This is a genomic window from Streptomyces sp. NPDC019443 (assembly GCF_044389785.1).
Classification (GTDB): Bacteria; Actinomycetota; Actinomycetes; order Streptomycetales; family Streptomycetaceae; genus Streptomyces.
The window spans coordinates 442,867-469,636 of sequence record NZ_JBIRYJ010000002.1 but is presented as its reverse complement, the minus strand read 5'-3'; the positions used below and the strand labels follow the sequence as shown (position 1 = coordinate 469,636).

The window sequence follows — 26,770 nt, the reverse complement described above, 5'->3', positions numbered from 1 at the left end:
GGCCTTCGGAGCAATAACCGCGCGATGCCGGAGCCGTAGTGCACACTCTCCCCAAGCGCAAGGTTCTTGGGAGGGGGCAAGCGTGTTCGGGGGGATCGACGAGGTCGACTGGGCATCACTGGCGCACGCCTATGGGCCGGCGGACGATGTGCCTCACATGCTGTTCGGACTCGCGTCCGCGGATCCCGCGGAGCGCGAGACGGCACTCGACGGGATGTACGGATCGGTGCACCACCAGGGCGATGTGTACGACTCGACGCTCGCCTGCATTCCCTTCCTCATCGAGCTCGTGGCGGATCCCGCGGTTCAGGACCGGGGTGGCATCGTCGAGCTGCTGACCAGCATCGGCGGCATCGATCTGGACGGCGACGACGAACTCGACCCGGAGGACGAGGAGTTCGAGCACGCCGCGAACTACGCGATGGCTTCGTCCGCCGTGACCGCGGGCGCGGACGTCTTCCTCGCGCTGGTCGACGCGGAGGACCGCGGCGTGCGGCTCACGGCTCCGCTCGCGCTCGCCACGCTGCACGACGATCCCGAGCTGGTGCTCGGACTGCTGCGGGAGCGGCTCGGCGTCGAGCCGGATGTGGAGGTGCGGTTCGCCTGCGTCGAGGCCGCGGGCCGGATCGCGCTGCGCCACCGGGGTCTGGCGCCCGAGGTGGTGGAGTGGCTCACCGGGCTGACCCGGGCGCCGTACCACCCGGGGCTGCGGCTGGCCGCGCTCGCGCAGCTCGCCCGCTGCGCGCCGGATGCGCTGCCGGCCGATGTCGTGCCGGGGGTGACGGGCCTGCTGCGCGAACTGCGCGCCGAGCCGGTGACGGCAAGCCCGGCGGCCGGGTCGGCGGGCACCGCCGCGGAACCGGTGGGCCCCTGCGCGGAGTCGGTCGGCTCCTGCGCCGAGCCCGCGGCACCCGCCACGGAACCCGTGCCCGAGCGGCCGTCGACGCCCACGCTCCTCGGCCGGCTGCGCGAGATGCACGAGGCGGACCGTGCGGGCCGCGGCGCGCCCTGGACGGCGGATCTGCTGCGTACGCTCCACTCCGGACTCGGCGACCGCGTCGACGACCGGATCGCCCTGCTCGCCGACCAGTTGTGCAGCCCCGACTGGAGCCAGCGGATCGATGCCGTACGGATGAGCAGCGGGCTGCTGCGGACCTGGCGCGGTGCGTACCACGAGTTGGTCGGCCTGATCGGGGAGCAGCTCGCCGACCCGGAGAAACGGCTTGCGGACGCGGCCGCCGACGCGCTCGGGGAGCTGTTCGGCCTCGCCGCGCCCGCCGCGGACGCGCTGGCGGACCGGGTGGCCGCGGACCCCGGCGCCTGGGTCCGGGAGTGGGAGAACGGGCCGCCCACGCTCGGCAGCGCGCTCGCCGCGCTGGCCCGGGCGGGCGACCGGCGCGCGGTGCCGGTGCTCGCGCGGACGCTTCAGCGGCCCGAGGCGCCGCACGATCTGGGCTATGTGCTGGACCATCTGGGCGCGGCCGCGGCGTCGCTCGCCCCCGCACTGCGCCACCGTCTCGGCGAAATCGAGCTGGACGAGCGGCTTTACGACCGGGCCGGGCCGCTGCTGTACGGGCTGACGGCGCTGCGGGCCGCCGACGCGGTGCCCGAGGTGCTGCGGGTGCTGCGGGGCGCGCCCGACTACCGCAGGGAGTGGGTGGCCGAGTCGGCGCTGCGGGCGCTCACCGCCTTCGGGCCCGGTGCGCGGGAGGCCGTTCCGGAGCTGCGGGAGCTGCTGCGCTGCGTGGGCGTCGGCTCCGGCTTCTCGGAGTCCCTCGCGGCACGGACGGCGGGGGCGCTGTGGGCGATCGAGGGTGACGCCGAGCCCGTACTGCCGGTGCTGCGTGCGGCGTTGTCCGGCGCGGACTCCGGGGCCCGGCGGTCGGCCGCGAGGGCGCTCGGCGCGCTGGGGCCGGCGGGCGAGGAGGCCGCCGGGGCGCTGGGTGACCTGCTGCGGGCGGCGGAGCCGTGGACCCGGGTGGACGGGGCGATCGCGCTCTGGCGGGTGACGGGCGATCATGGGCGGGCATGGCCGGTGCTGCTGGCGGCCTGGGAGGGGCTGCCGAACACCCGGGTCCCGATCGCCGAGTGCCTGGCGGAGCTGACGGCCGAGGGCGCGGAGCGGATCCTGCGCGACGAGCTCGCGGCCGTACGACGTCACAACGCGATCGACGGCGGATACGGCAGCCATGACATCTTTACGGACGAGAAGCTGCTGGCCCTGTGCCGGCGGGCACTGACGAGGGAGAGAACAGCATGATCATCTTCGGCACCAAGGGCTACCTCTACCAGCTGGCGATACTCACGCTGGTGTGCGGGCACTGCGGCAATCCCTCGGCGCACACGCTCAGGAAGCGCGTCACGAAGTTCACGCTGTTCTTCGTGCCGCTGTTCCCGTTCTCGACGAAGTACGCGACGCAGTGCACCTTCTGCGGCATGGAGCAGCAGGTGACCAAGGAGCAGGCGGAGCAGCTGCAGCTCCAGGGCGCGGGCGGGCCGGGCGATCAGGCGTACGGGCAGCCTCAGCAGCAGCCCGGCCAGCAGCCGTACCAGTACTGACGGGCCCCGAGCCGGAGCTTACGGCCCGTCTGCTCATTTTCGGCGCTCTATGACATAAAGGGAAAAAGGCCTGCGTCTTGCTACGTTGCGTGGCATGACCGCAACGACGGGCGACGCTCCTCCGCCCGAACTACGCCTCACCAAGCGGCGGGGCGTCGAGCTCTCGCTCCTCGTCTGCGCCGTCCTCATGTGCGTCTACGGCTACATCGACGTCGGCCTGACGAAGAACAGCGCGGTTCCGCCGGACGCCATGCGCTATGGAGCGGGCCTCGGCGTACTGGCCCTCCTCGCGCATCTCGCCGTGCGCTTTTGCGCCCCCTACGCCGACCCGCTGCTGCTGCCCATCGCGGTCCTCCTCAACGGCCTCGGCCTGGTGCTCATCTACCGTCTCGACCTGGAGACCCCGCTCGACGAGGCCGCGCCCGCCCAGCTGATCTGGTCCACCCTCGGTGTCGCGCTGTTCATCGTGGCCGTCGTTTTCCTGCGCGACCACCGGGTCCTGCAGCGCTACGCGTATCTCTCGGTCGTCGCCGCCCTCGTCCTGATGATCGTGCCGATCCTCTTCCCCGCCGTGAACGGCGCCAGGATCTGGATCCGGATCGGCGGACTCTCCTTCCAGCCGGGCGAGTTCGCCAAGATCCTGCTCGCCGTCTTCTTCGCCGCGTATCTCGCGGCCAACCGCAACGCCCTGGCCTACACCGGCCGCCGGATCTGGCGGCTCCAGCTGCCCACCGGCCGGGTGCTCGGCCCGATCGTCGCGATCTGGCTGCTCAGCGTCGTCGTACTGGTCCTCGAACGCGACCTCGGGACCTCGCTGCTCTTCTTCGGACTCTTCGTGATCATGCTGTACGTGGCGACCGGCCGGACCGGCTGGATCGCGGTCGGACTGCTGCTCGCGGCGGCCGGCGCGTTCGCCGTCGGCGCCCTCGAACCGCACGTCCACAGCCGGGTCGAGGACTGGCTCGACCCCTTCGCCACCATCAGGGCGGGCCAGGGCCCCAGCCAGCTCGCCCAGTCGCTCTTCGCCTTCGCCGCCGGCGGGATGCTCGGCGCGGGCCTCGGCCTCGGGCACTCCATCCTCATCGGCTTCGCAGCCAAGTCGGACTTCATCCTCGCCACCGCGGGCGAGGAGCTCGGCCTGGTGGGCCTGACCGCGATCTTCATGCTGTACGCGCTGATGGTGGCGCGCGGCTACCGCGCCGGGCTCGCCCTGCGCGACCCCTTCGGACGACTGCTCGCCATCGGGCTCGCCTCGATCATCGCCCTCCAGGTGTTCGTCATCGCGGGCGGCGTGATGGGTCTGATCCCGCTGACCGGCATGGCGATGCCCTTCCTTGCCCAGGGCGGTTCGTCCGTCGTCACCAACTGGATCATCGTGGCGCTGCTCATCAGGGTCAGCGACTCGGCCCGCTCACCGCATCCCGACGTGGTCGTTACCGGCGTCATCGCGCCGGTCCTGGAGGACGAACGGTGATCCGCTACATCCGGCGCGCCGCCGCTCTGTGTCTGCTGCTCCTGGTCGCGCTGCTGGTCAATGCCGCCCGCGTGCAGATCATCGAATCCTCGTCGCTCGACAAGAACCCGGCCAACCGGCGCCTTGCCATTGCCCGTTACGACGAGCCGCGCGGCGACATCCTGGTCGGCGGCAAGCCCGTCACCGGCTCCAAGGACACCGGCCAGCAACTGCGGTACGAACGCACCTACACCCAGGGCCCGATGTACGCGCCCGTCACCGGCTACGCCTCGCAGACGTACGGCACCACCCTCGTCGAGAACGCCGAGGACGGCGTCCTGACCGGCACGGCCGCCATGCTCGCGCCGCTGCCCTTCTGGAACGACATCAGCCGCATCCAGCAGCCCGGCGGCGATGTCGTCACCACCATCAGGCCCTCGATGCAGCGCGCCGCGTTCGACGGGCTCGGCGGCAAACGGGGCGCGGTCGCCGCGCTCGAACCGTCGACCGGGAAGATCCTGGTACTGGTCAGCAGCCCTTCGTACGACCCCGGGCTGCTCTCCGGTACCGGGCCGCCGGTCAAGACCGAGTGGGCGAGGCTCAATGCTTCGGGCAGCCAGCCGATGCTCAACCGGGCCATCCGGCAGACGTATCCGCCCGGCTCCGCCTTCAAGATCGTGACGGCGGCCGCCGCGCTGGACGCGGGTGTGGTCACGGACATCGACGCGCCGTCCGGCGCGCCCGATCCGTATGTTCTGCCCGGCACGAGAACGACGCTCCCCAACGCGACGGACGGCTGCGGCGACGCCTCGCTCGCGTACGCCATCCAGTGGTCCTGCAACACCGTGATGGCGCATCTGGGGGTGAAGGTGGGCCTGGCCGGAATGCTGGACACGGTCGGCAGGTTCGGCTTCAACGACCGCAGGCTGCGGATCCCCTCGGGCGTCGCCGTGTCCAACTTCGACCGCCATATGACCGTCGATCAGCTGGCGCTCTCCTCGATCGGGCAGTTCGACACCACGGCGACGCCGCTGCAGATGGCGATGGTGTCGGCCGCTGTCGCCAACGGCGGGGATCTCAAACGCCCCTATCTGGTGAACCGGGTGACCAGGTCGGACGGTCGCACGGTCGCACGGAACTACCCGCAGTCGTACCAGCAGGCGATGAACCCCGCGACCGCGCAGCAGCTCCAGCGGATGATGGTCCAGGCCGTGGAGGAGGGCACCGGTGAGAACGCGGCGATCGAAGGGGCGACGGTGGGCGGCAAGACCGGTACGGCGCAGCACGGCTTGGACAACACCGGTCGGCCCTATGCCTGGTTCATCTCCTGGGCGCAGGCGGCCGACGCGGGCCAGCCGGCGGTCGCGGTCGCCGTGGTCGTCGAGGAGGACGTGTCGGCCGACCGCGGCGAGATCAGCGGCGGTGGCAGCGCGGCGCCGATCGCGCGGGCGGTGATGGAGGCGGCGCTGCGACACTGAGCCGTATGACGGTGGAGGAGGCCCTGGAGCGCATCGCGCGGCTCGACCCGCAGTTGTGCGCTTTCATCGAGGTGTGGGGCGAGGCGGCGTCTTCGGCATGCGGGGTTTCGCCCGAACTGCCCCTCACTGGGATCCCGTTCGCGGTGAAGGGGCCCTTGGGTATCCGTTCGTACGCGGCCCGGCGGCTGATCGCGGCGGGCGCGGTGCCGGTCGGCTCGACGGCGGTGCCGGGCCCCGGCACGTACTGGCAGACCTGGGGCCTCGGCGCGCACGGCCGCACGGTCAACCCCTGGCGCCCGGACCGTACGCCGGGCGGCTCGTCGGCCGGTTCGGCGGTGGCGGTCGCGGCGGGGATGGTGGGCCTGGCCACCGGCAGCGACGGGGCGGGGTCGGTGCGCATCCCGGCGGCCTGGTGCGGGGTGTTCGGCCTGAAGACGACGAACGGCCTGCTGCCCTCACCCGACCGGACCGGTCTGACGACGGCGGGGGTGCTGACGCGCACGGCGGCGGACGCGCGGGCGTATCTGCGCTGCGTCCTTGACGGGTACGCGGAGGTGCGGCCGCCGTTCCCGGTACGGGCGCGCTGGTCGCCCGACCTGGGTTTCGCGCGGACGGACCCGGAGGTGGAGTCGGTCGCGAGGGCTGCGGTGGAGCGGCTGGTCTCGGCCGGAGTCGTACGCCTCGACGAGCGGCCGTTCGCGCTGCTCGACCCGCGGGACGCCTGGCAGGCGGTACGGCGCGGACAGCCTTCGGCGGGGTCGGCGGTGCGCGCGGAGAACGACCGCCGTCTCGGCGCGCTGTTCGCGGAGGCGGAGCTGCTCCTCACCCCGGCCACCCCGAACCGCCCGCACGGCCACGAAGGCCCGGGCGAGCTCTACTCCACCGCCCTGACCTGGGCGTTCAACCTCAGCGGCCACCCGGCCGCAAGCGTCCCGGCCGGCTTCACGAGCGACGGCTGCCCGGCCGGCCTGCAACTGGTCGCGGCGCGCGGCGCGGACGTCTCGCTCCTCGAAATGGCGGTGGCGGCGGAGCGGTACACGATTATGGTGCGCCCATGACCATGACCCACGAGCTCGCCCAGGTGAACATAGCCCGACTCAAATTCCCGCTGGATTCCCCGGAGTTGAAGGACTTCGTCGACGGCCTGGACCCGGTGAACGCTGTCGCGGACGCGGCGGACGGCTTCATCTGGCGACTCCAGAGCGAGACCGGAAATGCCACGGATGTGCCGGTTTTCGGGGACGAGTGGCTGATCCTGAACATGTCGGTGTGGCGGGACACGGACGCCCTGACCGCGTTCATGTACCAGGGACAGCACAGGGAGCTGCTGGGGCGGCGCTACGAGTGGTTCGAACGCGTCCAGGAGGTCATGAGCACGCAGTGGTGGGTGGAGCGGGGCCACCGCCCGACGGTCCAGGAGGCGGAGGATCGCCTGCTCCATGTACGCGAACACGGCCCGACGCCACGGGCGTTCACGCTGCGGACGAGCTTCCCGCCGCCGACGGCGGAGTGATCAGCCCAGCTGCTGCCCCACGGGTCTGCCGACCCCCGCCCGTCGGCTCGTCGGCGCCTCAGCCCGTCGGCCCCTCGGCTCAGCCCGCCGCTTGCGCGCCCTCCGCGATCGCTTCCTCCACTTCCGCTACCCGCGCCTGCTCCTCCGTCGCGAAGCGTTCGCGGTCGAGCTGCTCGGCGATCTCCTCGTCCTGGGACATGAGGAGGTCGAGGTTGGCGTCGCCCATCTCGAAGACGCCCATGTCCAGATAGGCCTTCTGCAGGCGCTCGCCCCACAGCCCGATGTCCTTGACGCACGGCACGATCCGGCTGAACAGCAGCTTCCGGAACAGCTGCAGGAACTCGGACTGTTCGGAGAGCTCCGCCGCCTCGGCCTTGGGGATGCCGAAGTTCTCCAGCACCTCGACCCCGCTGAGCCGGTCGCGCATCAAGTAGCAGCCCTCGATGACGAAATCCTCGCGCTCGCGCAGCTCCGCGTCGCTGAGCTGCTTGTAGTAGTCACGCAGCGCCATCCGCCCGAAGGCGACATGGCGTGCCTCGTCCTGCATGACGTAGGCCAGGATCTGCTTCGGCAGCGGCTTGTCCGTCGTGTCCCGGAGCAGGCCGAACGCGGCGAGCGCGAGCCCTTCGATGAGGACCTGCATACCCAGGTACGGCATGTCCCAGCGTGAGTCGCGCAGGGTGTCGCCGAGCAGCCCCTGGAGGTTGTCGTTGATCGGGTAGAGCATCCCGATCTTGTCGTGCAGGAAGCGGCTGTAGATCTCCGCGTGCCGGGCCTCGTCCATCGTCTGGGTGGCGGAGTAGAACTTCGCGTCCAGATCGGGCACCGACTCCACGATCCGCGCCGCACACACCATCGCGCCCTGCTCGCCGTGCAGGAACTGGCTGAACTGCCAGGAGGTGTAGTGCCTGCGCAGCTCCCCCTTGTCCTTCTCGGTCAGCTTCGGCCAGTGGCGCGAGCCGTAGAGCGTGAGCGCCTCGTCGGGGGTGCCCAGCGGGTCGTACGGATCGACCTCCAGGTCCCAGTCGATGCGCTTTGCGCCGTCCCACTGCTTGTCCTTGCCCTTCTGGTACAGGGCGAGCAGCCGGTCGCGGCCGTCCTCGTACTCCCAGCTGAAGCGGGCAGCGCCGGAGGCCGGGACCTGCCAGTGGAAGCTCTCCGGGGCGTGCGTGTAGCGGTCGTGAGTCGACACTGACGGCTCCTTCGCCTCATATCCCGTACCACTACGTACAGTTGGCAGGCTCACACGTTGGTAGACGTCCAGTCAACAAGTCGTACGCAAGGGATTGACGGTCTTACTGACAGGCAGTCTCATAAAGGTTGACGTTGCTCACCCCACCCGCGAGGTGCCCTCAGCCATGACAACAGTGACCGAAAGCGACGTGCAGCAACTCCGCGACGCACTCGGCCCGCTCCGGGACCGGGAGCAGGTCGCCCAGCGTCTCCTCGAGTCCTCCTCCAAGCACTCCTTCGACCCCGACAAGGAGCTCGACTGGGACTCCCCGGTCGAGGAGGGCAAGTGGTTCTGGCCGCCGGAGCTGCTCTCCCTCTACGACACCCCGCTGTGGCACAGGATGTCCGAGGAACAGCGGCTGGACCTGGCCAGGCGCGAGTCCGCGTCGCTCGCCTCGCTGGGCATCTGGTTCGAGATCATCCTGATGCAGCTGCTGGTCAGGCACATCTACGACAAGCCCGTGACCAGCAGCCATGTGCGGTACGCGCTCACCGAGATCGCGGACGAGTGCCGGCACTCGATGATGTTCGCCCGGCTGATCCAGAAGGGCGGGGCGCCGGCGTATCCCGTACCGCGGCTCTACCACAATCTGGCGCGCGTCCTGAAGACCGTCTCGACCACACCGGGTTCGTTCGCGGCGACGCTGCTCGGCGAGGAGATCCTCGACTGGATGCAGCGCCTCACCTTCCCGGACGAGCGCGTCCAGACCCTGGTGCGCGGCGTGACCCGCATCCACGTGGTGGAGGAGGCGCGTCATGTGCGATACGCCCGCGAGGAGTTGCGCCGGCAGATGGTGACAGCGCCGCGCTGGGAGCAGGAGCTCACGCGCCTGAGCTGCGGGGAGGCGGCGCGGGTCTTCTCGGTCTGCTTCGTGAATCCGCAGGTGTACACGGACGTCGGCCTCGACCGGCGCGAGGCGGTCGCCCAGGTGAAGGCGAGCGGCCACCGCCGCGAGGTGATGCAGTCGGGCGCGAAGCGGCTGACGGACTTCCTCGACGACATCGGCGTCCTGCGGGGCCCGGGCCGCAGGCTCTGGAAGAGCTCGGGCCTCCTCGCGTAATCCAGGAACGGGGCGGTTACGCTGCGAGCATGACCAGTCCCGCTCCAGCGACCCGTGCCTACCGACGGCTCAGCGTCGAGGAGCGCCGCAGGCAGCTCCTCGCCGCCGCGCTCACGCTCTTCGCGCACCGGCCGCCGGACGAGGTGTCCCTCGACGACGTGGCCGAGGCGGCCGGGGTCTCCCGGCCCCTCGTCTACCGCTACTTCCCCGGGGGCAAGCAGCAGTTGTACGAGACGGCTCTGCGCTCCGCCGCCGACCAGCTGGAACTGTGCTTCACCGAGCCGCCCGCGGGACCGCCCACCGAGCGGGTCTCCCGGGTCCTCGACCGCTATCTCGTCTTCGTCGACGAACACGACGCCGGGTTCAGCGCGCTGCTGCGCGGGGGCAGCGTCGCCGAGACCTCCCGTACGACGGCGATCGTCGACGAGGTGCGGCGGGCCGCGGCCGAGCAGATCCTCGTCCACATCGGCGTCGCGCGGCCGGGTCCGCGGCTGCGGATGATGGTGCGCACCTGGATCGCGGCGGTCGAGGCGGCGTCGCTGATCTGGCTGGACGAGGGGAAGCAGCCGCCGGCGGAGGAGCTGCGGGACTGGCTGGTCGACCATCTGATCGCGCTGCTCGCGGCGACGGCGGCGAGCGACGAGGAGACGGCGGAGGCGGTCAGACAACTGGTGGCGCTGGAGACGCCGTCCGGGCCCGTGGGGGTGCTGGCACGGCGGGTGGGGCCGGTGGTGGGGGACGCGGGGGGCTTGCTGTAGCGGACGCCGGGCGTCAAAGCCGTCCGCGGAGTGAGCCATCCCCCGAGTCGCTACGGGGCCTATCCGAAGCGGCCCTCCACGTAGTCCGCCGTCCGCGGGTCCGACGGCGCGGAGAACATCGCCGGAGTGGGGCCGTGTTCGACGATCGCGCCCGGCGTGCCCTGTTCCGCGAGGAAGAAGGCGCATTGGTCGGAGACCCGCGCCGCCTGCTGCATATTGTGGGTGACGATCACGATCGTGACCTCGTGGACCAGTTCGCGGATCGTTTCCTCGATGCGGCGGGTGGACGTCGGGTCGAGCGCCGAGCACGGTTCGTCCATCAGGAGGACCTTGGGACGGATGGCCAGGGAGCGGGCGATGCACAGACGTTGCTGCTGGCCGCCGGAGAGTGCGCCGCCGGGCTGGCGGAGGCGGGTGCGGACCTCCTTCCAGAGGCCCGCCTTGGTCAGGCACTCCTCGACGAGGTCGTCCCTGGCGCTGCCGCCCAGCCGGATGCCGGTGAGTTTCAGGCCCGCGGTGACGTTGTCGTAAATGGACATCGCCGGGAAGGGGTTCGGCTTCTGGAACACCATGCCGACCTGGCGCCGCGCCTCGGTCAGCCGTTGGCCGGGCGCGTAGACGTCCTGGCCGTCGACCAGCACCTCGCCCGCGAGGGAGGCGGACGGGACGAGTTCGTGCATGCGGTTGAGGATGCGCAGGAAGGTCGACTTGCCGCATCCGGAGGGGCCGATGAGTGCCGTCACCAGGCTCGTCGGCATGGTCAGCGACACGCGGTCGAGGACTTTGTGGTCGCTGAACCAGGCCGAGATCCGGCGGGCCTCAAGGGTCGCCCCTGTCGTGCCTGTAGTGCCTGTCGTGCCTGTCGTGCCTGTCGCCCCGGGCGCTCCGGGCGCTCCGGCGGCTCCGGGGCTCCCGGAGCCATCGGCGCGCGCCGGGACCGGGAGGGTGGTCTCGGTCTGGGTGGTCTGGTCGGTCACGGCACATCCTTTTTCGGCGGAGACTGGGTTACAGCAGGTTGGGGAGCAACAGCGCCGCCTGGTCGGCGACCGCCAGGCCGAGGGCGCCCAGCAGCGGCACGCCCACCACCCACGTGTGCGGCCGGCCCCAGCGGGCGTGCGCCCATGCGATGGCCGCGGCCGCCAGCACCAGCCCCTGGCCCCACAGCACGAGTGGCAGCCAGGCCGTCTGCTGCATGGCCATCGGCCTCTCGTCCTCCGGCAGGGCCCCCGGCGGGACGGCAGTCGGCGGTGTGGGCTGGGCGTCCGAGACCAGGTCGGCGTCCACCCGCAGAATGCCGCGGGGCATGAACGGGGTGCCATCGGCCGTGATGAGGGTGAGGCGGCCACGGCCGGCGGTGAGCGCCGACGGCTGGGGGTCGCCCTCCCGGCGCGGGCCGATGACCTTGTACGTGTGCTTCCCCTGCCCGGTGGTCACGGTGAACCGGTCCCCCTCCGTCAGGTCGCCCAGGCGTCGGAACGGCCCGCCATAGGTCGCCTGGCGGCCCATGACGACGCTGACTCCGGCCTGGCCCGGCAGCGTGGTGTCCCGGCGGTGGCCCGCCCCCCGGGCCAGGTCCTGTGCCGTGGTGCCCTCGCGGACGACTTCGCGCAGCTGGAGTACGGGGATCTCCAGCATCGCCACCGGCGCGCCGGGTTCCGGCGCCACGCCGCCACCCGCGGACCGGCCGATGGGGGCGACACCATTGGCCAGGTCGGACCGGAAACCGGCGTAGTCGACCTGCCGGTCGCGGGCGTGCCGGAGGTCGCCCACGAGACCGACGTCGACGACGAATCCGAGCAGCAGCGCGGCGAGGATGCTCAACGCCGCGCTGACGACGCGCAGTCCGGGGCCCGCGGCCGGGCGCGCCTGACGCGCCCCGCCGGACTCCGGAGATGACGGGTTGCCAGGTGACGTGCCGCCGGACGGCGGCAGGTCGCCCTGTGCCACGGCGTCGGCCAGGGCACTCGGCGCTGTCATCCGATCCTCCGTGACACCGAGGTGGCGTAACCCCAGGCGTATCCGGGGCGCTTGGCCGTGATGGTGACGGTGAGCAGGTGGCCGCGGTCGGCCCTGGTCGGGTAGTACGTCACGCGGGTCGCACCGGTGATCGTCCGTCCGTCGCGCTTCCAGGTGTAGCTGTACGTGGTGGCGGCGGGGGTAAAGGTGCCGGGCCTGGCGGTCTGCCGGTAGCCCACCCTGGCGGTGCCTGTGATCGAGGGCCTCGTCACGTTCTTCAGCGCCGGGCCCGCAGCCACGGTCACGGCCGCGCTGGTCGAGGTGGTGCTGCCGGTGCTGTTGGCCGCGATCGCGCGACAGGCGGTCTTGTGGTTGTAGTCGGCGGCGACGAGGGGGCGGGTGCGCGCGATGGCCCCACTGATCACTGCGCCGTCGCGGAGCCAGAGGTACTTGATCGACGTCGCGTCGCTGAAGGCCACGGTGCAGGTGGCCGTATAGCCGACCTTGAGGGTGCCGGTCACCTTCGCCGGTGTGACGACCGCCGGCGGCTTGATCTTGACCGTGTACGACAGGGCCGCAGAGGCCGAAGAGCCGTACACCGCCGGGTCGGACGGCGTGAACTCGGCTTTCAGCGAGTGTGCGCCGACGGCCAGGGCGGCGGCGGTCAGGGTGGCCGCTCCCGCCGACACGGCGACGGGGGAGCCGAGTTGGGTCGCCCCGTCCAGGAAACGGACCGAACCGGCCGCCTCGGCCGGGGCCACCGCCGCCGTCAGCTTCACGGCCGTGCCCTGGACGACCGGGCTCACTGGAGCCGTCGCGAGGGTGGTCGTGGTCGCGGCGGCGGGCGCGGTGTTCTGGTAGGCGGTGTTGGAGGTGAACCAGATGGGGGCGGTGAAATCGCCGTACGTCGTCGAACCGAAGGCGGCCCGGCAGGTCAGCGTGAAGTCGTAGCGCCCCTCCAGCGTGGTGAACCCCGCCGTGCTGGCGTAGTCCCGCATCGTCTGCGTCAGCGGCACCACGATGCCGCCGTTGCCCGTGGAGCCGTACGTCTCGAGCGGTGAGTTGCTCACCACGATCTGGCCCTCGGCCGGGAAGCCCGAGCCCTTCACCGCGACGATGAGGTTGGTGGCCTCGGCCGGGCACGGCCCGGCGGTGGTCAGCGTGACCCCGCTGGTGTCCGTACCGGTGGCCGGGGTCACCTCCATCGGGCCGAGGACATCGGCCCTGGCTCCGGTGGTGCCGAGCGCGAGCGCGCCGGCGGCGAGGAGCGATGCGAGGGCGACCGACAGGGGTCGGCGTGCAGTTCTGAACTTCATGGTGTCTCCCCCGCCTCAGACGTTCGGGGTGTCAGTGACGGAGAACTCGTCGCGCTTGCGGTTCCGCCGGACGACGGTGATGCCCGCCGCGACCAGAAGGGCCGAAACCGCGCCGACCATGGCCACATCGGTGCCGGTGGCAGCGAGGGATCCCTTGCCGCCGCCCGAGGCACCGCCGTTGACGTCGGTGGAGATGCCCTGGGAGCCGCCGCCCGGGGTCGCGGTCTCCGTCGGCGTCGCGGTGTCGGTCGGCAGCGCCGTGTCGGTGGGCGTCGCGGTGTCGGTCGGCAGCGCCGTGTCGGTGGGCGAGGCGGTGTCCGTCGGAGACGCGGTGTCGGTCGGCGAGGCGGTCCCCGTGGGCGACGGGGAGGCGGTGCTGGTGGGCGCCGTGGAGGACGGCGTGGCCGTGGGCCCGGCGGGGTCGGTGTTGCGGTACGCGGTGTTGGAGGTGAACCAGATCGGCGCGGTGAAGTCGCCGAGGCTGGTGCCGTTGAAGGCGGTGCGGCAGGTCACCGTGAAGTCGTAGCGGCCCTTCAGCGTGGTGAACCCCGCCGTGTTGGCGTAGTCACGCATCGTCTGGGAGAGCGGGATGATGAGCCCGCCGTCCGCCGTCGATCCGTAGGTGCTGAGCGGCGAGTTGCCGACCACGTTCTGGCCCTCGGCCGGGAAGCCCAAGCCCTTCACCGCGACGATGAGGTTCGTGGCCGCCTCCGGGCACGCCTTCGACGTGGTCAGCGAAATCCCGCTGGTGTCCGTGCCGGTGGCCGGGGCCACCTCCGCCGTACCGACGACCTCGGCGTGCGCGGCGGTCGCGGTGAGCACCCCGGCCGCGCCGGTCGCCGCGATCAGCGATCCGAGCAGGACGGCAGCGGGCCAGGATATCAAGGTGCGGGACTTGGTTGTGATGGACACGGTGTTCTCTCCCTGTGACTGATGGTTCAAGAGGTGTGGATGGTGGTGGTGTTCAGTCGCCCGGCTCGGGTTCGGCGGCACGCGCCCGGCGTCCCCGCGCCCAGTGAGCGGCACCCATGAGGAGTGCCAGCAGGGCGGCGGCGAAACCGGCCACCGACCAGACGACGAGCGAGGTGTTGGAGTCCTGAGCGGCGGCTTCCGTCGCGGCGGGCGCACCCGCGGGTGCGGCGGACCCGTTCGCGGGCGCGGAAGGTGCCGCCGCCCCGGCGCCCGCCGCGCTCCCTGTTTCAGCGCCCGTACCGCCCCCCGACACGGTCGGCGGTACGGGCTGCTCCGATTGCCCCGGCGCTTTCGCGTCCGGGGCCTTGACCGCGACCCGCGTACCGTCCCGGTACGCGTCTTTCGCGGTGAACCGCAGGGACCCCGTGAAGTCCCGCAGACTCGTCAGGTCGAATGCGCCCTTGAGGCAGCTGACCGTGAAGGTGTAGGTGCCGCGCAGGGTGGTGAAGCCGGCCGTGCTGGCGTAGTCCCGCATCGTGTACGTGAGCGGGATCGACAGGCCGCCGCCGGGCACCTTCGGATAGGTGGCGAGCGGGGCGTTGCCGACGACGATCTGGCCGTCGCGGGGGAATCCCGCTCCGGTGACGCGGGCGATGACGTTGGCGGTCTTCGCGGGGCAGGGCGCGGCGGAACTGAGCGTGATGGGCTGGGCGTCGCTGCCCCGCGCCGGGCTGACCGCGAGTCCTCCGGACTCCGCCGCCTCCGCCGCCCGGGCGTCGGCAGGTGCACCCGCGACGACCGCTCCGGCGGTGAGCAGGATCGCCGCGAGGCCGACGGCCTGCTTCGACCTGGCCGCGGCGGGGCGCTGCTCCGGTGCGCTCGTGCCGGCGCCGCGCCGGCGCCGCCTGCGTACGAGCCGGAGCGTCGGGGCACCGGCGGCGACCAGCAGCACGGCCAGCAGCGCCCACGGCACGGCCCAGAAGTTTTCGACCCGAGTGACCCGTGGCAGCACGCGATGCTTGATGTCGCCCCGTACGGGCTTGGGGTCGACGGTGACCGTGGTGGTGTCCCGCATGGCCGGGACGACCCCGGTGGCCGAGGCCGTGATCTTCACAGCGGCGCCGGGCAGCAGCTCGGTGATGTCACGAGGGTTCGCCACCTTCGCTCCGCTGCCGAACAGATCGCGCACACGGACCGCTTGACGGGCTGCCAGCCGGACGTTGCCGGTGTTGCGCACGGTGTACGTGACGGTCGCCGATCCCGTGCCGAAGGGGTTGGCCGTGCCCTGGTAGGTCGTGTGCAGGCCCTCAACAGTGAGCCGGGGCTTCAGTTCACCGGCCACCCTCAGATAGATCCGCGCCCCCACCCGCTGGTCGACCGCGACCTTGCTGCCCTTCTTGTCGGTGCCTGCCGCCGACAGCGACGCGACGATGCCGCCGGTGTGGTCCCCGGGCGTCACATTCCGCGGGACGGTCAGGGTGAAGGGCACGATGACGTGGGACCGGCCGGGCACGCTCAGCAGGTTCTTGCCGAGCTTCACCCAGGAGCCCACGTCGGTGGACCTGTGGTTCGCCGCGAACAGGTCGAAGCCTCCGTCGGCGGTGGTGAAGGCGTCGCCCGCGTACACCCGCAGGGTGAGCGGCTCTTTGCCGTAGTTGTAGACGGCGATGTGGTCGTTGACGGCGGCGCCCGGGGTCGCCCCGTACGAGAAGTGCGGCCGCGCGTCGGGCTTCTTCGCGGCCGACGGCTGGACACCGAAGGTCGTACGCCCCTGTCTGCCGTCGCCCGGCCGGGTGGCCGGAACCGGGGCGGCAGCCGACGCGGCTCCGGCTGCGGCCGGGAGGACGGCGAGGAGGCATGCGGCCAGGACGGCGGCGATGCGGCGGGCTGAGGTCGTGATCATGTCGGGTCGTCCGATCGGGCGCGGGACGGGCGGAGCGGGGTGGGGTGGGTTGCTGGTGGGGTGGGAGGCCGGGACGGGCATCGCTGCCCGTCCCGGCCCGGGGCGGTCACCAGGGGGTTGGGGCCGCCCCATGGCCATCCGACCGGGTCAGATGGCCGTCAGGGTGAGCGTGGCGGTGTAGGTGCCGGCCACGGTCGAAGTCGGCGCGTTGAGGGCGAGGTCCGCCCCGACGTGGGCGGTGCCCAGGCCGGTTCCGTTGGCGAGGGAACGGGAGGACTTGAGTCCGGCCGTGCCCGCGTCCGCGGGGGCGACACCATTGGCGGCGGCGACCGCCGCACCGGCCGTGACGGTCTGGGACGCGCCCTTGTCGATCACCTTCGGCGTCCAGCCGAGGTTCTGACCGTTGATCAGGTGCGTACCGCCGTCGGAGAAGTCGGTCAGCTGGCCGCTGACGGACCAGCCCGGGTTACCGGCGCGGGTGTCGGTGAGCGTGACTGCGTTGATCGCGCCCGTGGTGGTCAGCAGGTCACCATTGGCGTTGAGCACCGGGGAAGGCAGGGTGACGTGCGGGTTGTCGACGCTGATGACCAGCGCACCGGCCTCGACGGTGGTGGTGATGTCCTGCGAGGCGGTGACACCGGCGAAGGCACCGATCACGTAGGGAACGGCACTGGAGTCCGAGCCGAGGTACGCGGCCGGGTTCGACGGGACGAAGACCGCCGAGAAGGAGTGGTCACCGGCAGCCAGGCTGCTGGTGGTGTAGGCCGCCTGACCCGCGGCGAGGGGCACCGTGGCCAGCGTGGTGGTGGTGCCGCCCACGGTGTCCTGGAATTTCACGGAACCGGCCGCCGAGGCGGGCGCCACCGTGGCCGACATGCTGACCGGGCTGAACTGCGCCGAAGTGCCGGCCGGCGAGACGGCCAGCGCGGTGGTCGTCGCGGTCGCCGGAGCGGCGTTGACCGTGTACGAGACCGCGGAGGAGGCGGACGGGTTGTAGGCGGTGCCGCTCGGCGTGAAGGCGGCCGTCAGCGAGTGGCTGCCCGCGCCCAGGCTGCTCGTGGTGAGCGCGGCCTGGCCGCCGGACACGGTCACCGGGTTGCCCAGCGCAGCGCCGTTGTCGCTGAACTGCACCGTGCCCGCGGCGCCGGCCGGGCCGACGGTCGCGGTCAGCGTCACGGGAGTACCCGCGGTGACCGGGCTCGCCGGGGACACCGCGAGGGAGGTGGTGGTGTCGGTCTTCACGGCCGGGTCGGTGTTCTGGTAGGCCGTGTTGGAGGTGAACCAGACCGCGCCCGGGAAGTCTCCGAGGCTGGTGCCGTTGAAGGCCGTGCGGCAGGTGACCTGGAAGGTGTACTTGCCGGTCAGGTTGCTGAAGCCGGCCGTGTTGGCGTAGTCACGCATCGTCTGCGAGAGCGGGATGACGAGCCCACCGTCCGCCGTCGATCCGTAGGTGCTGATCGGCGAGTTGCCGACCACGTTCTGGCCGCCGGCCGGGAAGCCCGAACCGGTCACCGAGACAATGACGTTGGTGGCGTTGGCCGGGCAGGCTCCCGACGTGGTCAGCGTCATGCTGGAGGTGTCGGAGCCGGTCGCCGGGGTGACGGCCGCGGTGCCGATGTCGGCCGCATGTGCCGAGGGGGCCAGGATCAGGCCGCCTGCCAGCACGGCGACCAGGCTCGCGAGACCGCCCGCCAGGGTTCGCGAGAGGGTGTTCTTCCACACAGTCGTGCTCTCCTTCTTGGAAGGATGAAAGTGACGAAAGCGATGGGTCAGGCATGGGGGGTTGAGAAGCCGGGACAGCGTCAGGGGGTCTGCTTGCTGGTGTCGCCGCAATTCGCGTTGGTCGCGAAGCCGTAGGTGTTGATCACTGCCGACTGCTGGCAGACGAGGGAGTTCGAGCCGACGAAGACGGCGCTGTACGGCGCGGTCCCGATCTTGCTGGTCGGGATGACGTTGTAAACGTCGCGCTTCACACCGAAGTTGCTGTTCAGCGTGTTCGGCGCGAGACCGTCGATGGTGCCGAGGATGGCGCGGCCTCGCAGGTCCGCGATGGTCTGCGTGGCCTGCGAGTTGTACTGCGCGATGGAGAACGGGGCGATCGACTTGTCGTCGAGCACTCGGCCGTCGTGCTCCTGGACGGGCGCGCCGCTCTTGGTGTCCTTGATGCAGGGGTAGACGCCCGCGACCACATCCGCGTCCGTGATGCCCATCTGGGACTCCCAGAAGCTACGGGTGCCCGAGCCCGCCTGCGGCAGGTACACGGTGAGGCTGAAGTTGGGCGCGGTGCCCACGTAGTTGGGGTCGCAGTGGTAGATGGCCTTGAGGTCGGCCAGCGAGAGCTTGCGCGGCACGGTGCTGGTCGGCGTGATCGAGTAGCTCACCGCGTCCACGGCGAACGGGACATAGGTCAGTCCAGGGTTCGCCGCACTCAGGTTGAGGCTGGAGGAGCGGGCGAAGTCCAGACAGCCGTTGCCCGCCTGCAGGGAGTTCAGCAGGGCGGTGCGTCCGGCGCCGGATCCGTTCGGGCGGTTGACGGTGCAGCCCGGGGTGGTGGCGGGGTCCTTGGTGGTGATCTGCGCCGAGCCGGTGGAGTCGTACGAGCCGATGACCTTGGTGCCATTGATGGTGATGGCGTTGGCCAGGCCGTTCATCACGTCCTGGGTGGTGTCGGAACCTACGCCGGAGAGCTGGCGGTAGGGCGGCGGCCCGGAGGGGTCGGCGACGGCCTGGCTCGCGCAGACGGTGCCGGTGAGGAGACCGGTGATGCCGACAGCGGCGACGGCTATCTTTCTCTTGTTCACTTGCGTTACCTCTCGGATAGGCTTTCGCCGGGTGGTGCCCGGCACGGTGTTCAGACAGTTCGTTGGCGCGGACCTGTCGATGTTTCGAGTTCGGGCATCACCTCCCTTCGCTGCCGGACTTGTTGGCCCCGGCGCGCCAGGCCGACAAACCTGCCGACAGCCGCGGCAGCACCCTCGGCAGAAGGGGGCCGCTGACCGCGGCGGCGAGCCCGACGATGAGGGCGGTCAGGAGGGCGTAGCGCACAGCGCCGAGCGCCCAGGCCGGGGTGCGGATGATCGGCTCGTCGGAGGCGGCGGCTGCCGCCGCGGACGGCGAACCGGACGGCTTCGTGGTCGCGGACGGGGGCGCCCCGGCGCCGCCCGCCGGGCTCGACTGCCCGTCGGCCGACCCGGCACCGCCGCTCGCGTCGCCCCCACCACCGCCCGCAGCGCCGCCTCCGGACGAGTCCGAGCCCGCGATGGAGCCTTCGGCGTCACCGCCGGGGCCGGGAGGTGACGGCGAGGTGCCGGCCCGGGACGCGATGGCGTCGGCGGCGGCAAGGGTCCCCGCGCGCACAGTCCGCGGCAGCGGGGCGTACCCCTCGGGGAGAGTCCCTGCCGCCACCCCCGGCCGCTGTCCGTTGCCCGCCGCGTACCTCAGGAGGGCCGCGTAGTCCTGGCCTTCCTTCTTGGTCAGCTGTTCGGGCACGGTCGCCGCGTAGGTGAGGAGGGTGAGCGGGTAGGCGTTCTTTGTCTTCGTGGCCGGGTTGGGGCTCACAACCCCGGTGACTCCACTGGGCTTCATGGCCGCCTGGCCGGCGAGCAGAGCGGCCGTATCGGGGCCGACGAAGCGGCCCGCGGCGTTCTGGAGCTTCGCCGTCACCAGCCCGTAGCGGCTCGCCGTCGCCGTGTCGGTCACGGCGAGGACCGCCCGTCGGCCCGTGGGCTGCGGAGGGTTCTTCTTGTAGCCGGGCGGCGTGGTGGTGTTGTCCCAGCCGGCCCGGGCCAGCGTGTCACCGCGGGCGGCGGCCCGGGCGGCCGCGTGCATGTCGGAGGCGTACGGATGCTTGTCCTGGATGCACAGCGGGTGGTCCGGGTGGTCCTCGAACTCCTGGCAGAACGGGTCGCTCTTCGGGAAGTCGTTCAGCGGCAGCTTGAGGTCCCGGTAGTGCGGGTTGACCTTCATACCCGACAGGGCGGCGTCGCCGTACCGTCCCTTGTTGTCGGCGGTGCCGCTCAGGAACTCCCGGGCGGCGGGGTCCTGGTCCACCCAGTTCCACAGCTGCCACGCCGCATCGGAGAGCGCCTCGGGTACGAGCGCGTCGCCGAGGCTGCCGCCGAAGTCCAGGTCCTTGTAATCGGGGTTGAACTTGCGGAACTCCGGGTCGCGGCCCAGGTTGAACGGGTTGTCGGCGGTGCTCGGCGCGAAGCGCGAATTGCCGTCCTGGTACGACTCGGTGAGCAGCTTGGCGACCAGCCTCGGGGTGAGGTTGAGGCTGGTCAGCCGTGCTCCGTCGCGCGCCTTGACCGCGCCGGGCGCGTTGAAGCCGGCCTGGCTCTCGATGAAGAAGCCGATGGTCAGCCCGGACAGCGCCAAGGGTGCGTAGATGGGACGCAGGCCGGCGGGCACCTGGCTGCCGGTGGCCGGGCGGCCCAGAAAGACAAGGCCGGGCTTGCCGGAGACCAGCTTGGCGCGGGCGGTGTCGTCGGTCACCTGTGCATAGCCGTAGATCGTCTTGCTCGCGGACTGGCACAGGGCGGGCTGCCAGCGGGCGATGGCCTCGGCGACGATCTCGTTGCCGAGCGTGCTCCGCTCGTCGGCGCCGATCGGGCAGAAACGGCCCATCGGTTCGAAGCGCATCGGCACGACGAGACGGTGCTTCCAGTTGCTCGCGGTGAGCGGCGAGGACTGCAGGAGCCCGCTCGGCTGGGAGCCGTACGAGCTGCCGTCCACCTCACTCTCGCCGCGCGGCACGATCACCAGCCAGCAGGGCCGGCCGGCCGTCGCGTTCGAGGCCCCGGCCGGCACCTCGCCGCAGCCCAGGCCGGGCGCCTCCAGCGCCGTCTGGGCCTCGAAGTACACCTCGCCCTTGCCGTCGGGACCGCTGCGGGCGTAGGGGGCCTCGTTCGTGGTGTTCACGTCGTAGAACTCGTTCCAGTTCCCCTTGGTGATCACATCGCCGGCCGCCGACTTGAACGGGACGTAGGAGATGCCGGTGCCGGTCGCAGGCGGAAGCTGCTGCTCCGGGTCCTTCAGCCCGCCATAGGTCAGCTGCCGGGTGTTGGTGTACGCGCCGGCGGCCTGACTGCCCGAGCCCCCACCCAGCGCGGACGAGCCGCCGAACTGGCACTGCTCGGGGTCGGGTCCGCCGGCTTTGTCCCCCCAGCACTGCATGACCTGGAGGTAGTTGGCCGCATAGTTGGTGTCAGAGACCGTGGGTGCGCCGCCCTTCCAGGAGATCTTCACCACCTGGTTGACCAGGTTCCGGGTCTGGCTGACGGTCACCTTCAGGTCCGCGTAGGGGCCTCGTCCGGAGACAGTCACCCCGGACCCGGACCCGCTCCCCTCGGCGGCGTCGGCCGGCTGGGAAGCCATGGTCACGGCGACGGCAGCCGTTACCGCGGTGAGCAGGACGAGCGCGACGACAGACGTCGCGCGGAGGAACCGGCGGAGCGCCCCGATCATGACGTGCTCCGCTTCAGCCGTCTGTTCAGCAGCGGAGGTCCGACCGTCACCACGATCAGCAGCACACCCGCCACCACCATCAGCGCGGTCCGCATGCCACCCCCGATGCTCCGGGATGTCATGACGGGTACGGCGAAGGCGTCACCGCTGCCGCCGTCGGCCGCCGCGCCGTTGTCCCCGATGACCTGCCCGGTGTCCGGGTCGATCGTGGCCCCGGGGCCGGCGGACGCGCCGCCGCTGCCGGCCGCCGCCCCGCCCGTACCCTTGCCGCCCGCGCCCGAGGCCGACCCGCCGGAGCCGGTGCTGCCGCCTCCGGTGGCGCCCTGTGCGGATCCGGATGAACCGCCGGAGGAGCCGGAGCCGGAGCCGGAGCCGTTGCCGTTGACGGTGGTCGGGGTCTTGGCTCCGCCCGTGCCGGTCGAGCACTGCGCCGCGCCCTTCTTGTCACAGGCCGGCGGGTAAGGGGCGGTCTTGGCAAGGGTGTTGCTGCCGTCGCTGGAGAACGTTGGGTTGCGGCAGTCCTTGATATTGATCTTCTCGACGTCGACCCCGGGAATCCTGCGGACCTGCTTCAGGCCGGCCTGCACGAGGTTGATCGGCAGTGGCGAGTAGCCGAGGTTGTCCACGTGCTGCTGCCCCTGGCAGAGGAAGTAGTACGCGAAGGCACCGAGGGTCTTGCCCTTCTGGGTGTTGAAGTTCGACTCCAGCGCCGTCGGGATGACCATGTAGCTGTAGCTGGAGAGCGGATAGGCGCGCGCGTCCCGGTCGTTGTAGACGTCGTCGAGGATCTGCGTCAGATAGCCCGGCGATGAGCTGTTCTCGTTGATCCGCGCCTTTGTGAGGGCCACCGCCACGTTCTTCGCGGTCGGCTCGGTGTAGTACCCGGCCGAGTTGAGCACCTTGGCCACCGGGAACCCGGTCGTGTAGACCGCGTAGGAGTACTCGACGTAGGTGATCGTGCCGACGTTGCCCCCCTGGGCGACATAGCCGGACACACCGTTCGAGCCCGACTGGCCGACGAAGCCGCTGCCCGGGACGAGCGGGTAGTTCGACGTCGCGCCGCAGGGCGTGTCGCGGCCGGCCCGGCGGCAGTAGGCGTCCCACAGCGAGGAGTGCTGCTTGCTCATCCAGGTGGTGAACTGCGCGGTGGTGCCGGAGCCGTCGGAGCGCACCACGGGGACGACCCTGCGGGCGGGCAGCGCCGAGGCGAGCGCCGGGTTGTCGGCCTTGATCGCCGGGTCGTTCCAGGTCTTGATCTGCCCGGTGAAGATCTTGGCGATGACCTCTCCGGACAGCCGGAGGTTGGTCACCCGCTTGTTGCCGATCTTGAGGTTGTACATGAACGAGGTACCGCCGGCCACGATCGGCATATAGGCGTACTTGCGGGACGGCGGAGAGTCGACGACGCCCGAGTCCTTGATGCCGTACGGGATCTCGGAGACGCCGTAGTCCACGGTGCCGTTGCGGAACTGGTTACGGCCGTCGGAGGACCCGGTGCCGTTGTAGTTCACCGTCATTCCGTACTGCTTGACGTTGGCCCGCCACTGGTCGAGGGCGTTCTGGCTCCAGGTGGATCCGGCACCCGAGATCGGGACATACGTCGCGGCATGGGCGGGCTCGGCGCCGGGCAGCGCGGCGCCGAACAGGAGGGCGGCCAAGAGGGTGAAGGCGGTCACGACTCTCAGGCGGAAGCGTGCGGACGTTGCCGGAGGCGATCCGGGCATGGCTGGTGACTCCTGGTCGGTGTCGTCGGTACAGGGCAGTGCGGAATCCGTGGGTGCGGGTGGGAGCGGTGCGGGTGGGAGCCGTGCGGGTGGGAGCCGTGCGGGTGGGAGCCGTGCGGGTGGGAGCCGTGCGGCTGGACGGGTCTCAGTCGGAGGGGCTGCCGGGGGCACCGGGGCGGGCGTGCGGCTCGGGGCCTTGTGGCCTGAGCCGTGCGCGCTTGCTCATGCGCTCGGTGTCGCGGCGCGAGGCCACCACGCGCCGGTGCTGCTGGTTGCGGGTCAGCTCGCCGGGACCGCGTCCGCCGACCACCCGGGCCACGATGAAGAGCAGCAGTACGAGAGCCATCAGCAGGGCCGCGGATCCGAACCCGCGGGCGATCAGGCTGGGCTGGGGGGATCCCACCAGCTGGAAGGTCGCCAGCGGCAGCGAGACCTGTGGACCGCTGAGCGCGCTGGTGTTGAGGTCGGCCGTGAAGCCGGAGGTGAGCAGCACCGGCGAGGTTTCGCCGATCCCGCGGGCGGTGCCCAGGATCACCGCGGTGGTGAGCCCGGAGCGTGCGGTGGGCAGGACCACGGTCCACACCGTGCGCCACTGGCTCGCGCCGAGGGCATACGACGCCTCGCGCAGCGAGCTGGGCACCAGCCGGATGACGACGTCGGAGGCACGGATGATGATGGGCAGCATCATCACGCTGAGCGCCAGGGAGGCGGCGAAGCCGGACTTGTCGACGCCGAGGATGAGGATCACCGTGGCGTAGATGAACAGGCCGGCCACGATCGACGGCAGTGCCGTCATCGCCTCCACGATGGTCCGTACGAACCGGGCGTACCGGCCCGGGACTTCATTGAGGAACACCGCGCAGGCAAGCCCCAGCGGCACAGTGATCACCAGTGAGATGGCGATCTGCTCCAGCGTGCCGATGATGGCGTGCACCATGCCGCCGTCGGTGAGCGGCTGGAGCGGGCCGGTGCGCGACATGTCCTCGGTGAAGAAGTTCAGATGCACCAGGGCCGACTTGCCGCGCCACAGGGTGTACACCACGACCAGGACCAGCGCCGCCAGCAGCAGCAGCGCGAGGCTCTGCCACAGCACCGCCGCGACCTTGTCCCGTACCGCCACGCCGTTCTCGTCGAAGGAGACAAGCACGGCGTAGACGCCGAGGAAGAACACGTAGGCGACGACCAGGAAGCCCAGGATCGAGTCGAACGGCGCGATCCAGGTGAAGAGTAGGGCCGTCAGGGAGAGGGACCCCACGGTGGCGCCCGCCAGAGCGAGCAGATCCGAGCCTTGCACCGACGAGGTGTTCCGGCGGACTTCCGGGGATTTGCCCTGTCCTTCGGTTGCCGGCCGTACGGTCTGCGCCGGCCGCTCTTTGAGGAGGTCGGTCATCTCAGGCCTCCGTCCCGCTGCCCGAGCGGCTGCGGGCCGCGATCGAGGACGCGATGAAGTTCACGACAAGGGTCATCAGGAACAGGGCCAGTCCCGCGGCCATCAGGGCCGACATGCCGAATCCGCTCGCCGATCCGTAGCGCAGCGCGATCAGTGCCGACACGGAGTTGGAGCCGTTCTGCAGGATGTGCGGCTGTACGGCGAAGACCGGCGAGATGATCATGTAGACGGCGATCGTCTCGCCCAGGGCCCGGCCCAGACCGAGCATGGTGCCGCCGATCACGCCGCCCCAGCCGAACGGCAGCACGACCGCGCGGATCATTCCCCACCGGGTGGCCCCGAGCGCGAACGCGCCCTCGCGCTCTCCCGGAGGCGCCTGGGAGAACGTCTCCCGCATCACCGAGCAGGCGATCGGCGTGACCATGAGCGCCACGACGATGCCGGCGATGAAGGTGGAGGACGTGTAGACGGTCGCCGTCTCCAGCGGGTCGTGCGGGTCGCTCCCGTCGACCTTGAAGAGCGGTATCCAGGAGAAGTACGTCGCGATCCAGCGGGAGAGCCCCACGACATGCCCCTGCAGGAAGAAGGCACCCCACAGCCCGTACACCACACTCGGCACCGCGGCCATGAGGTCCACAAGACTGACGAACGTCCGCTTCAGACGCCGCGGCGCGTACTCCGAGATGTACAGCGCCGTGCCGATCGCCAGCGGCACCGCGATGCTGATCGCCACCAGGCCGATGAGCACGGTGCCGGTGAGCACCGCGGCGATCCCGAAGCGGTGGGCATCCGGCTCCCACGCGGACGTGGTGAGGAACGAGCCCTTGGCCACATCGAGCGCCTGAGACGCACGGTAGGTGAGGAAGACACCGACCAGCAGCATGATGGCCAGTACGACGGCCCCGCTTCCGCGCGCCGCCCCACGGAAGAGGCGGTCCCCCGGCTCACCCCTGCCCCGCACGGCACGCGGCACGTCCACGGGATCCGGCCCTGACTCCGCCGGGCGTACCGGCCCGGGCACGGCAACGGTCATCGCGCACCGGCCGTCCGGACGACGGTGCGCGGCGAGGCGTGTCCTTCGTCTTCCTGGTCTGCTCGCGTGGACCGCGCCCCCTCAAGACCGCGCGGGGGCAGACCGCGCGACCTCGGGCGGTTCGTCATCCCCACGGCCAGCTGGGCCACGGGGACCGCGACCAGGAACTGGCTGAGGTTGTACTGGCACTCCCGCTGGCGCAGATAGCGCCGCCCGGCAACAGCGACAGCCCGCCCCTCGATCTCCAGGTGCCATGTCCAGCTGCCCGCGGCATCCGGCATGGTCAGGAGAACACGGGCCCCCGCCACCTTCTCCCGGAGCCGGGTCACTGCGGTCTGACACTCCGCGAGGCTGCCGAACACCTCGGCACTGCGGCCGAGTTCCCGGTTGTTCGCACCGACCAACCGCCACCCGACCGGCTTCTCCTCTCCGTCCGGTCTCTGCTGCGATACGCGCACTACGTACAAAAACCGCGGCCGAACCATCGAAACCACCCCCTTCTGCCCGAACGCTTCACGCCACAGGCTGAAACCCCTCCCCAGCGCACCTGACAGTCGCTGGTTGTGTGGGGCCTGTGAGCACAGAAGGGTGAAGGCCGAACGGAGAGAAGATGAATGGGCAGCTCCGGCGAACGCAACGTAATCATGATCAAGCCTCTGGTGACGCTGCGCGGCTCCCGCGAGGTTTCTCCAGGGCTTGACCGTCGCGTTCCGGCCGCCGCCGGCGCCTTCGCCCCTCGCCCGTTGTCGCGGAACCGTGGCTTCGCACCAACCGTGTGATGAAGGGGCAGTCGGAAGCCTCCTGAGACCTGGGGCCGCGCATCATGGCCCCCGTAGGCCTGGCTCGAACTCAGCCTCGCGGCAATCGTTCTCCTGGCCTGCACGCGCGTCCTGCTGCTGGACAGCGAGCCGGCCGCTGCCGAACCCGAGAAACTCCGCTACCGGCTGCCGCACGTCGCCGCCCGCCTCACCCGAGGCGGCCGCCGCCTGCGCTTGCGGAGTCCCAGCCGGGGCCT

Annotated in this window: 21 protein-coding genes and 1 pseudogene; 9 read left to right on the top strand and 13 right to left on the bottom strand. The window is 71.0% G+C overall.

The window, feature by feature from the left end; all coding sequences use genetic code 11:
- The first annotated feature begins 82 nt into the window (after window positions 1-82).
- The 6 genes from ACH492_RS08330 (at window position 83) to ACH492_RS08305 (ending at window position 7,003) form a co-directional block, all read left to right on the top strand.
- A complete protein-coding gene (locus ACH492_RS08330) occupies window positions 83-2,260 on the top strand; it encodes a HEAT repeat domain-containing protein (RefSeq protein ID WP_398984096.1) in 2,178 nt (725 codons plus the stop codon).
- Window positions 2,257-2,559 (top strand): zinc-ribbon domain-containing protein, encoded by a 303-nt coding sequence (locus tag ACH492_RS08325; protein ID WP_398984094.1) that lies wholly within the window; start codon window positions 2,257-2,259, stop codon window positions 2,557-2,559. The genes ACH492_RS08330 and ACH492_RS08325 overlap by 4 nt, the downstream gene beginning before the upstream one ends.
- A gap of 94 nt (window positions 2,560-2,653) precedes the next feature.
- On the top strand, window positions 2,654-4,033 hold the full coding sequence (locus tag ACH492_RS08320; RefSeq protein ID WP_398984092.1) for an FtsW/RodA/SpoVE family cell cycle protein: 1,380 nt from the start codon (window positions 2,654-2,656) through the stop codon (window positions 4,031-4,033).
- Window positions 4,030-5,490 (top strand): penicillin-binding transpeptidase domain-containing protein, encoded by a 1,461-nt coding sequence (locus tag ACH492_RS08315; RefSeq protein WP_398984090.1) that lies wholly within the window; start codon window positions 4,030-4,032, stop codon window positions 5,488-5,490. Before ACH492_RS08320 ends, ACH492_RS08315 begins: the two co-directional genes overlap by 4 nt.
- A 5-nt stretch (window positions 5,491-5,495) precedes the next feature.
- On the top strand, window positions 5,496-6,548 hold the full coding sequence (locus tag ACH492_RS08310; RefSeq protein WP_398984088.1) for an amidase family protein: 1,053 nt from the start codon (window positions 5,496-5,498) through the stop codon (window positions 6,546-6,548).
- On the top strand, window positions 6,545-7,003 hold the full coding sequence (locus tag ACH492_RS08305) for a DUF3291 domain-containing protein (protein ID WP_398984086.1): 459 nt from the start codon (window positions 6,545-6,547) through the stop codon (window positions 7,001-7,003). The genes ACH492_RS08310 and ACH492_RS08305 overlap by 4 nt, the downstream gene beginning before the upstream one ends.
- A 79-nt stretch (window positions 7,004-7,082) precedes the next feature.
- Here ACH492_RS08305 and ACH492_RS08300 read toward each other — a convergent pair whose 3' ends face one another.
- Complete coding sequence (locus ACH492_RS08300) at window positions 7,083-8,195, bottom strand: ferritin-like domain-containing protein (protein ID WP_398984084.1); 1,113 nt, start codon at window positions 8,193-8,195, stop codon at window positions 7,083-7,085.
- Between the two features lie 166 nt (window positions 8,196-8,361).
- On the opposite strand from ACH492_RS08300, the gene ACH492_RS08295 reads away from it, so the two are divergent.
- Together ACH492_RS08295 and ACH492_RS08290 are read left to right on the top strand one after the other, a co-directional pair.
- The gene (locus ACH492_RS08295) at window positions 8,362-9,297 is read left to right on the top strand and encodes a diiron oxygenase (protein ID WP_398984082.1); all 936 of its coding nucleotides are present in this window, start codon (window positions 8,362-8,364) and stop codon (window positions 9,295-9,297) included.
- A 29-nt stretch (window positions 9,298-9,326) separates the two neighbouring features.
- Entirely contained in the window at window positions 9,327-10,055 is a 729-nt protein-coding gene (locus ACH492_RS08290; protein ID WP_398984080.1) for a TetR/AcrR family transcriptional regulator, read from the top strand.
- A 59-nt stretch (window positions 10,056-10,114) separates the two neighbouring features.
- On the opposite strand, the gene ACH492_RS08285 is transcribed toward ACH492_RS08290, so the two are convergent.
- The 12 genes from ACH492_RS08285 to ACH492_RS08230 all read right to left on the bottom strand — a co-directional run bounded on the left by ACH492_RS08285 (window position 10,115) and on the right by ACH492_RS08230 (window position 26,213).
- Window positions 10,115-10,864: a phosphate ABC transporter ATP-binding protein gene (locus ACH492_RS08285; protein ID WP_398984806.1), complete on the bottom strand. Its 750-nt coding sequence runs from the start codon at window positions 10,862-10,864 to the stop codon at window positions 10,115-10,117.
- 196 nt (window positions 10,865-11,060) lie between these two features.
- Window positions 11,061-12,032 (bottom strand): sortase domain-bontaining protein, encoded by a 972-nt coding sequence (locus ACH492_RS08280; protein WP_398984078.1) that lies wholly within the window; start codon window positions 12,030-12,032, stop codon window positions 11,061-11,063.
- On the bottom strand, window positions 12,029-13,327 hold the full coding sequence (locus ACH492_RS08275) for an Ig-like domain repeat protein (protein WP_398984076.1): 1,299 nt from the start codon (window positions 13,325-13,327) through the stop codon (window positions 12,029-12,031). The genes ACH492_RS08280 and ACH492_RS08275 overlap by 4 nt, the downstream gene beginning before the upstream one ends.
- A gap of 15 nt (window positions 13,328-13,342) precedes the next feature.
- On the bottom strand, window positions 13,343-14,239 hold the full coding sequence (locus ACH492_RS08270; RefSeq protein ID WP_398984074.1) for a hypothetical protein: 897 nt from the start codon (window positions 14,237-14,239) through the stop codon (window positions 13,343-13,345).
- A 52-nt stretch (window positions 14,240-14,291) separates the two neighbouring features.
- Complete coding sequence (locus ACH492_RS08265) at window positions 14,292-16,142, bottom strand: WxL protein peptidoglycan domain-containing protein (RefSeq protein ID WP_398984072.1); 1,851 nt, start codon at window positions 16,140-16,142, stop codon at window positions 14,292-14,294.
- Between the two features lie 147 nt (window positions 16,143-16,289).
- Window positions 16,290-17,864: an Ig-like domain repeat protein gene (locus tag ACH492_RS08260; protein WP_398984070.1), complete on the bottom strand. Its 1,575-nt coding sequence runs from the start codon at window positions 17,862-17,864 to the stop codon at window positions 16,290-16,292.
- Between the two features lie 80 nt (window positions 17,865-17,944).
- The gene (locus tag ACH492_RS08255; protein WP_398984068.1) at window positions 17,945-18,943 is read right to left on the bottom strand and encodes a hypothetical protein; all 999 of its coding nucleotides are present in this window, start codon (window positions 18,941-18,943) and stop codon (window positions 17,945-17,947) included.
- Window positions 18,944-19,040: 97 nt separating this feature from the next.
- A complete protein-coding gene (locus ACH492_RS08250) occupies window positions 19,041-21,608 on the bottom strand; it encodes a hypothetical protein (RefSeq protein WP_398984066.1) in 2,568 nt (855 codons plus the stop codon).
- Window positions 21,605-23,332 carry a phosphate ABC transporter substrate-binding protein PstS gene (gene pstS / locus ACH492_RS08245; protein ID WP_398984064.1) on the bottom strand — a complete coding sequence of 576 codons (1,728 nt, stop codon included), beginning with the start codon at window positions 23,330-23,332 and terminating at the stop codon, window positions 21,605-21,607. The genes ACH492_RS08250 and pstS overlap by 4 nt, the downstream gene beginning before the upstream one ends.
- A 145-nt stretch (window positions 23,333-23,477) precedes the next feature.
- On the bottom strand, window positions 23,478-24,722 hold the full coding sequence (pstA, locus tag ACH492_RS08240; RefSeq protein ID WP_398984062.1) for a phosphate ABC transporter permease PstA: 1,245 nt from the start codon (window positions 24,720-24,722) through the stop codon (window positions 23,478-23,480).
- 1 nt (window position 24,723) lies between these two features.
- Window positions 24,724-25,701: a phosphate ABC transporter permease subunit PstC gene (gene pstC, locus ACH492_RS08235; RefSeq protein ID WP_398984060.1), complete on the bottom strand. Its 978-nt coding sequence runs from the start codon at window positions 25,699-25,701 to the stop codon at window positions 24,724-24,726.
- A gap of 50 nt (window positions 25,702-25,751) precedes the next feature.
- Entirely contained in the window at window positions 25,752-26,213 is a 462-nt protein-coding gene (locus ACH492_RS08230; protein WP_398984058.1) for a hypothetical protein, read from the bottom strand.
- Between the two features lie 378 nt (window positions 26,214-26,591).
- Between ACH492_RS08230 and ACH492_RS08225 the strand changes: the two are divergent.
- Window positions 26,592-26,750 (top strand): annotated as a pseudogene (locus ACH492_RS08225) (IS1380 family transposase); the annotation flags it as partial.
- Window positions 26,751-26,770: the final 20 nt, after the last annotated feature.

Coding starts and splice junctions, on each gene's coding strand:
- ACH492_RS08250 (WP_398984066.1), bottom strand. CDS start 21,608: ATGATCGGGGCGCTCCGCCGGTTCCTCCGCGCGACGTCTGTCGTCGCG.
- ACH492_RS08290 (WP_398984080.1), top strand. CDS start 9,327: ATGACCAGTCCCGCTCCAGCGACCCGTGCCTACCGACGGCTCAGCGTC.
- pstS (WP_398984064.1), bottom strand. CDS start 23,332: ATGCCCGGATCGCCTCCGGCAACGTCCGCACGCTTCCGCCTGAGAGTC.
- ACH492_RS08320 (WP_398984092.1), top strand. CDS start 2,654: ATGACCGCAACGACGGGCGACGCTCCTCCGCCCGAACTACGCCTCACC.
- ACH492_RS08310 (WP_398984088.1), top strand. CDS start 5,496: ATGACGGTGGAGGAGGCCCTGGAGCGCATCGCGCGGCTCGACCCGCAG.
- ACH492_RS08295 (WP_398984082.1), top strand. CDS start 8,362: ATGACAACAGTGACCGAAAGCGACGTGCAGCAACTCCGCGACGCACTC.
- pstA (WP_398984062.1), bottom strand. CDS start 24,722: ATGACCGACCTCCTCAAAGAGCGGCCGGCGCAGACCGTACGGCCGGCA.
- ACH492_RS08280 (WP_398984078.1), bottom strand. CDS start 12,032: ATGACAGCGCCGAGTGCCCTGGCCGACGCCGTGGCACAGGGCGACCTG.
- ACH492_RS08305 (WP_398984086.1), top strand. CDS start 6,545: ATGACCATGACCCACGAGCTCGCCCAGGTGAACATAGCCCGACTCAAA.
- ACH492_RS08265 (WP_398984072.1), bottom strand. CDS start 16,142: ATGATCACGACCTCAGCCCGCCGCATCGCCGCCGTCCTGGCCGCATGC.
- ACH492_RS08275 (WP_398984076.1), bottom strand. CDS start 13,327: ATGAAGTTCAGAACTGCACGCCGACCCCTGTCGGTCGCCCTCGCATCG.
- ACH492_RS08325 (WP_398984094.1), top strand. CDS start 2,257: ATGATCATCTTCGGCACCAAGGGCTACCTCTACCAGCTGGCGATACTC.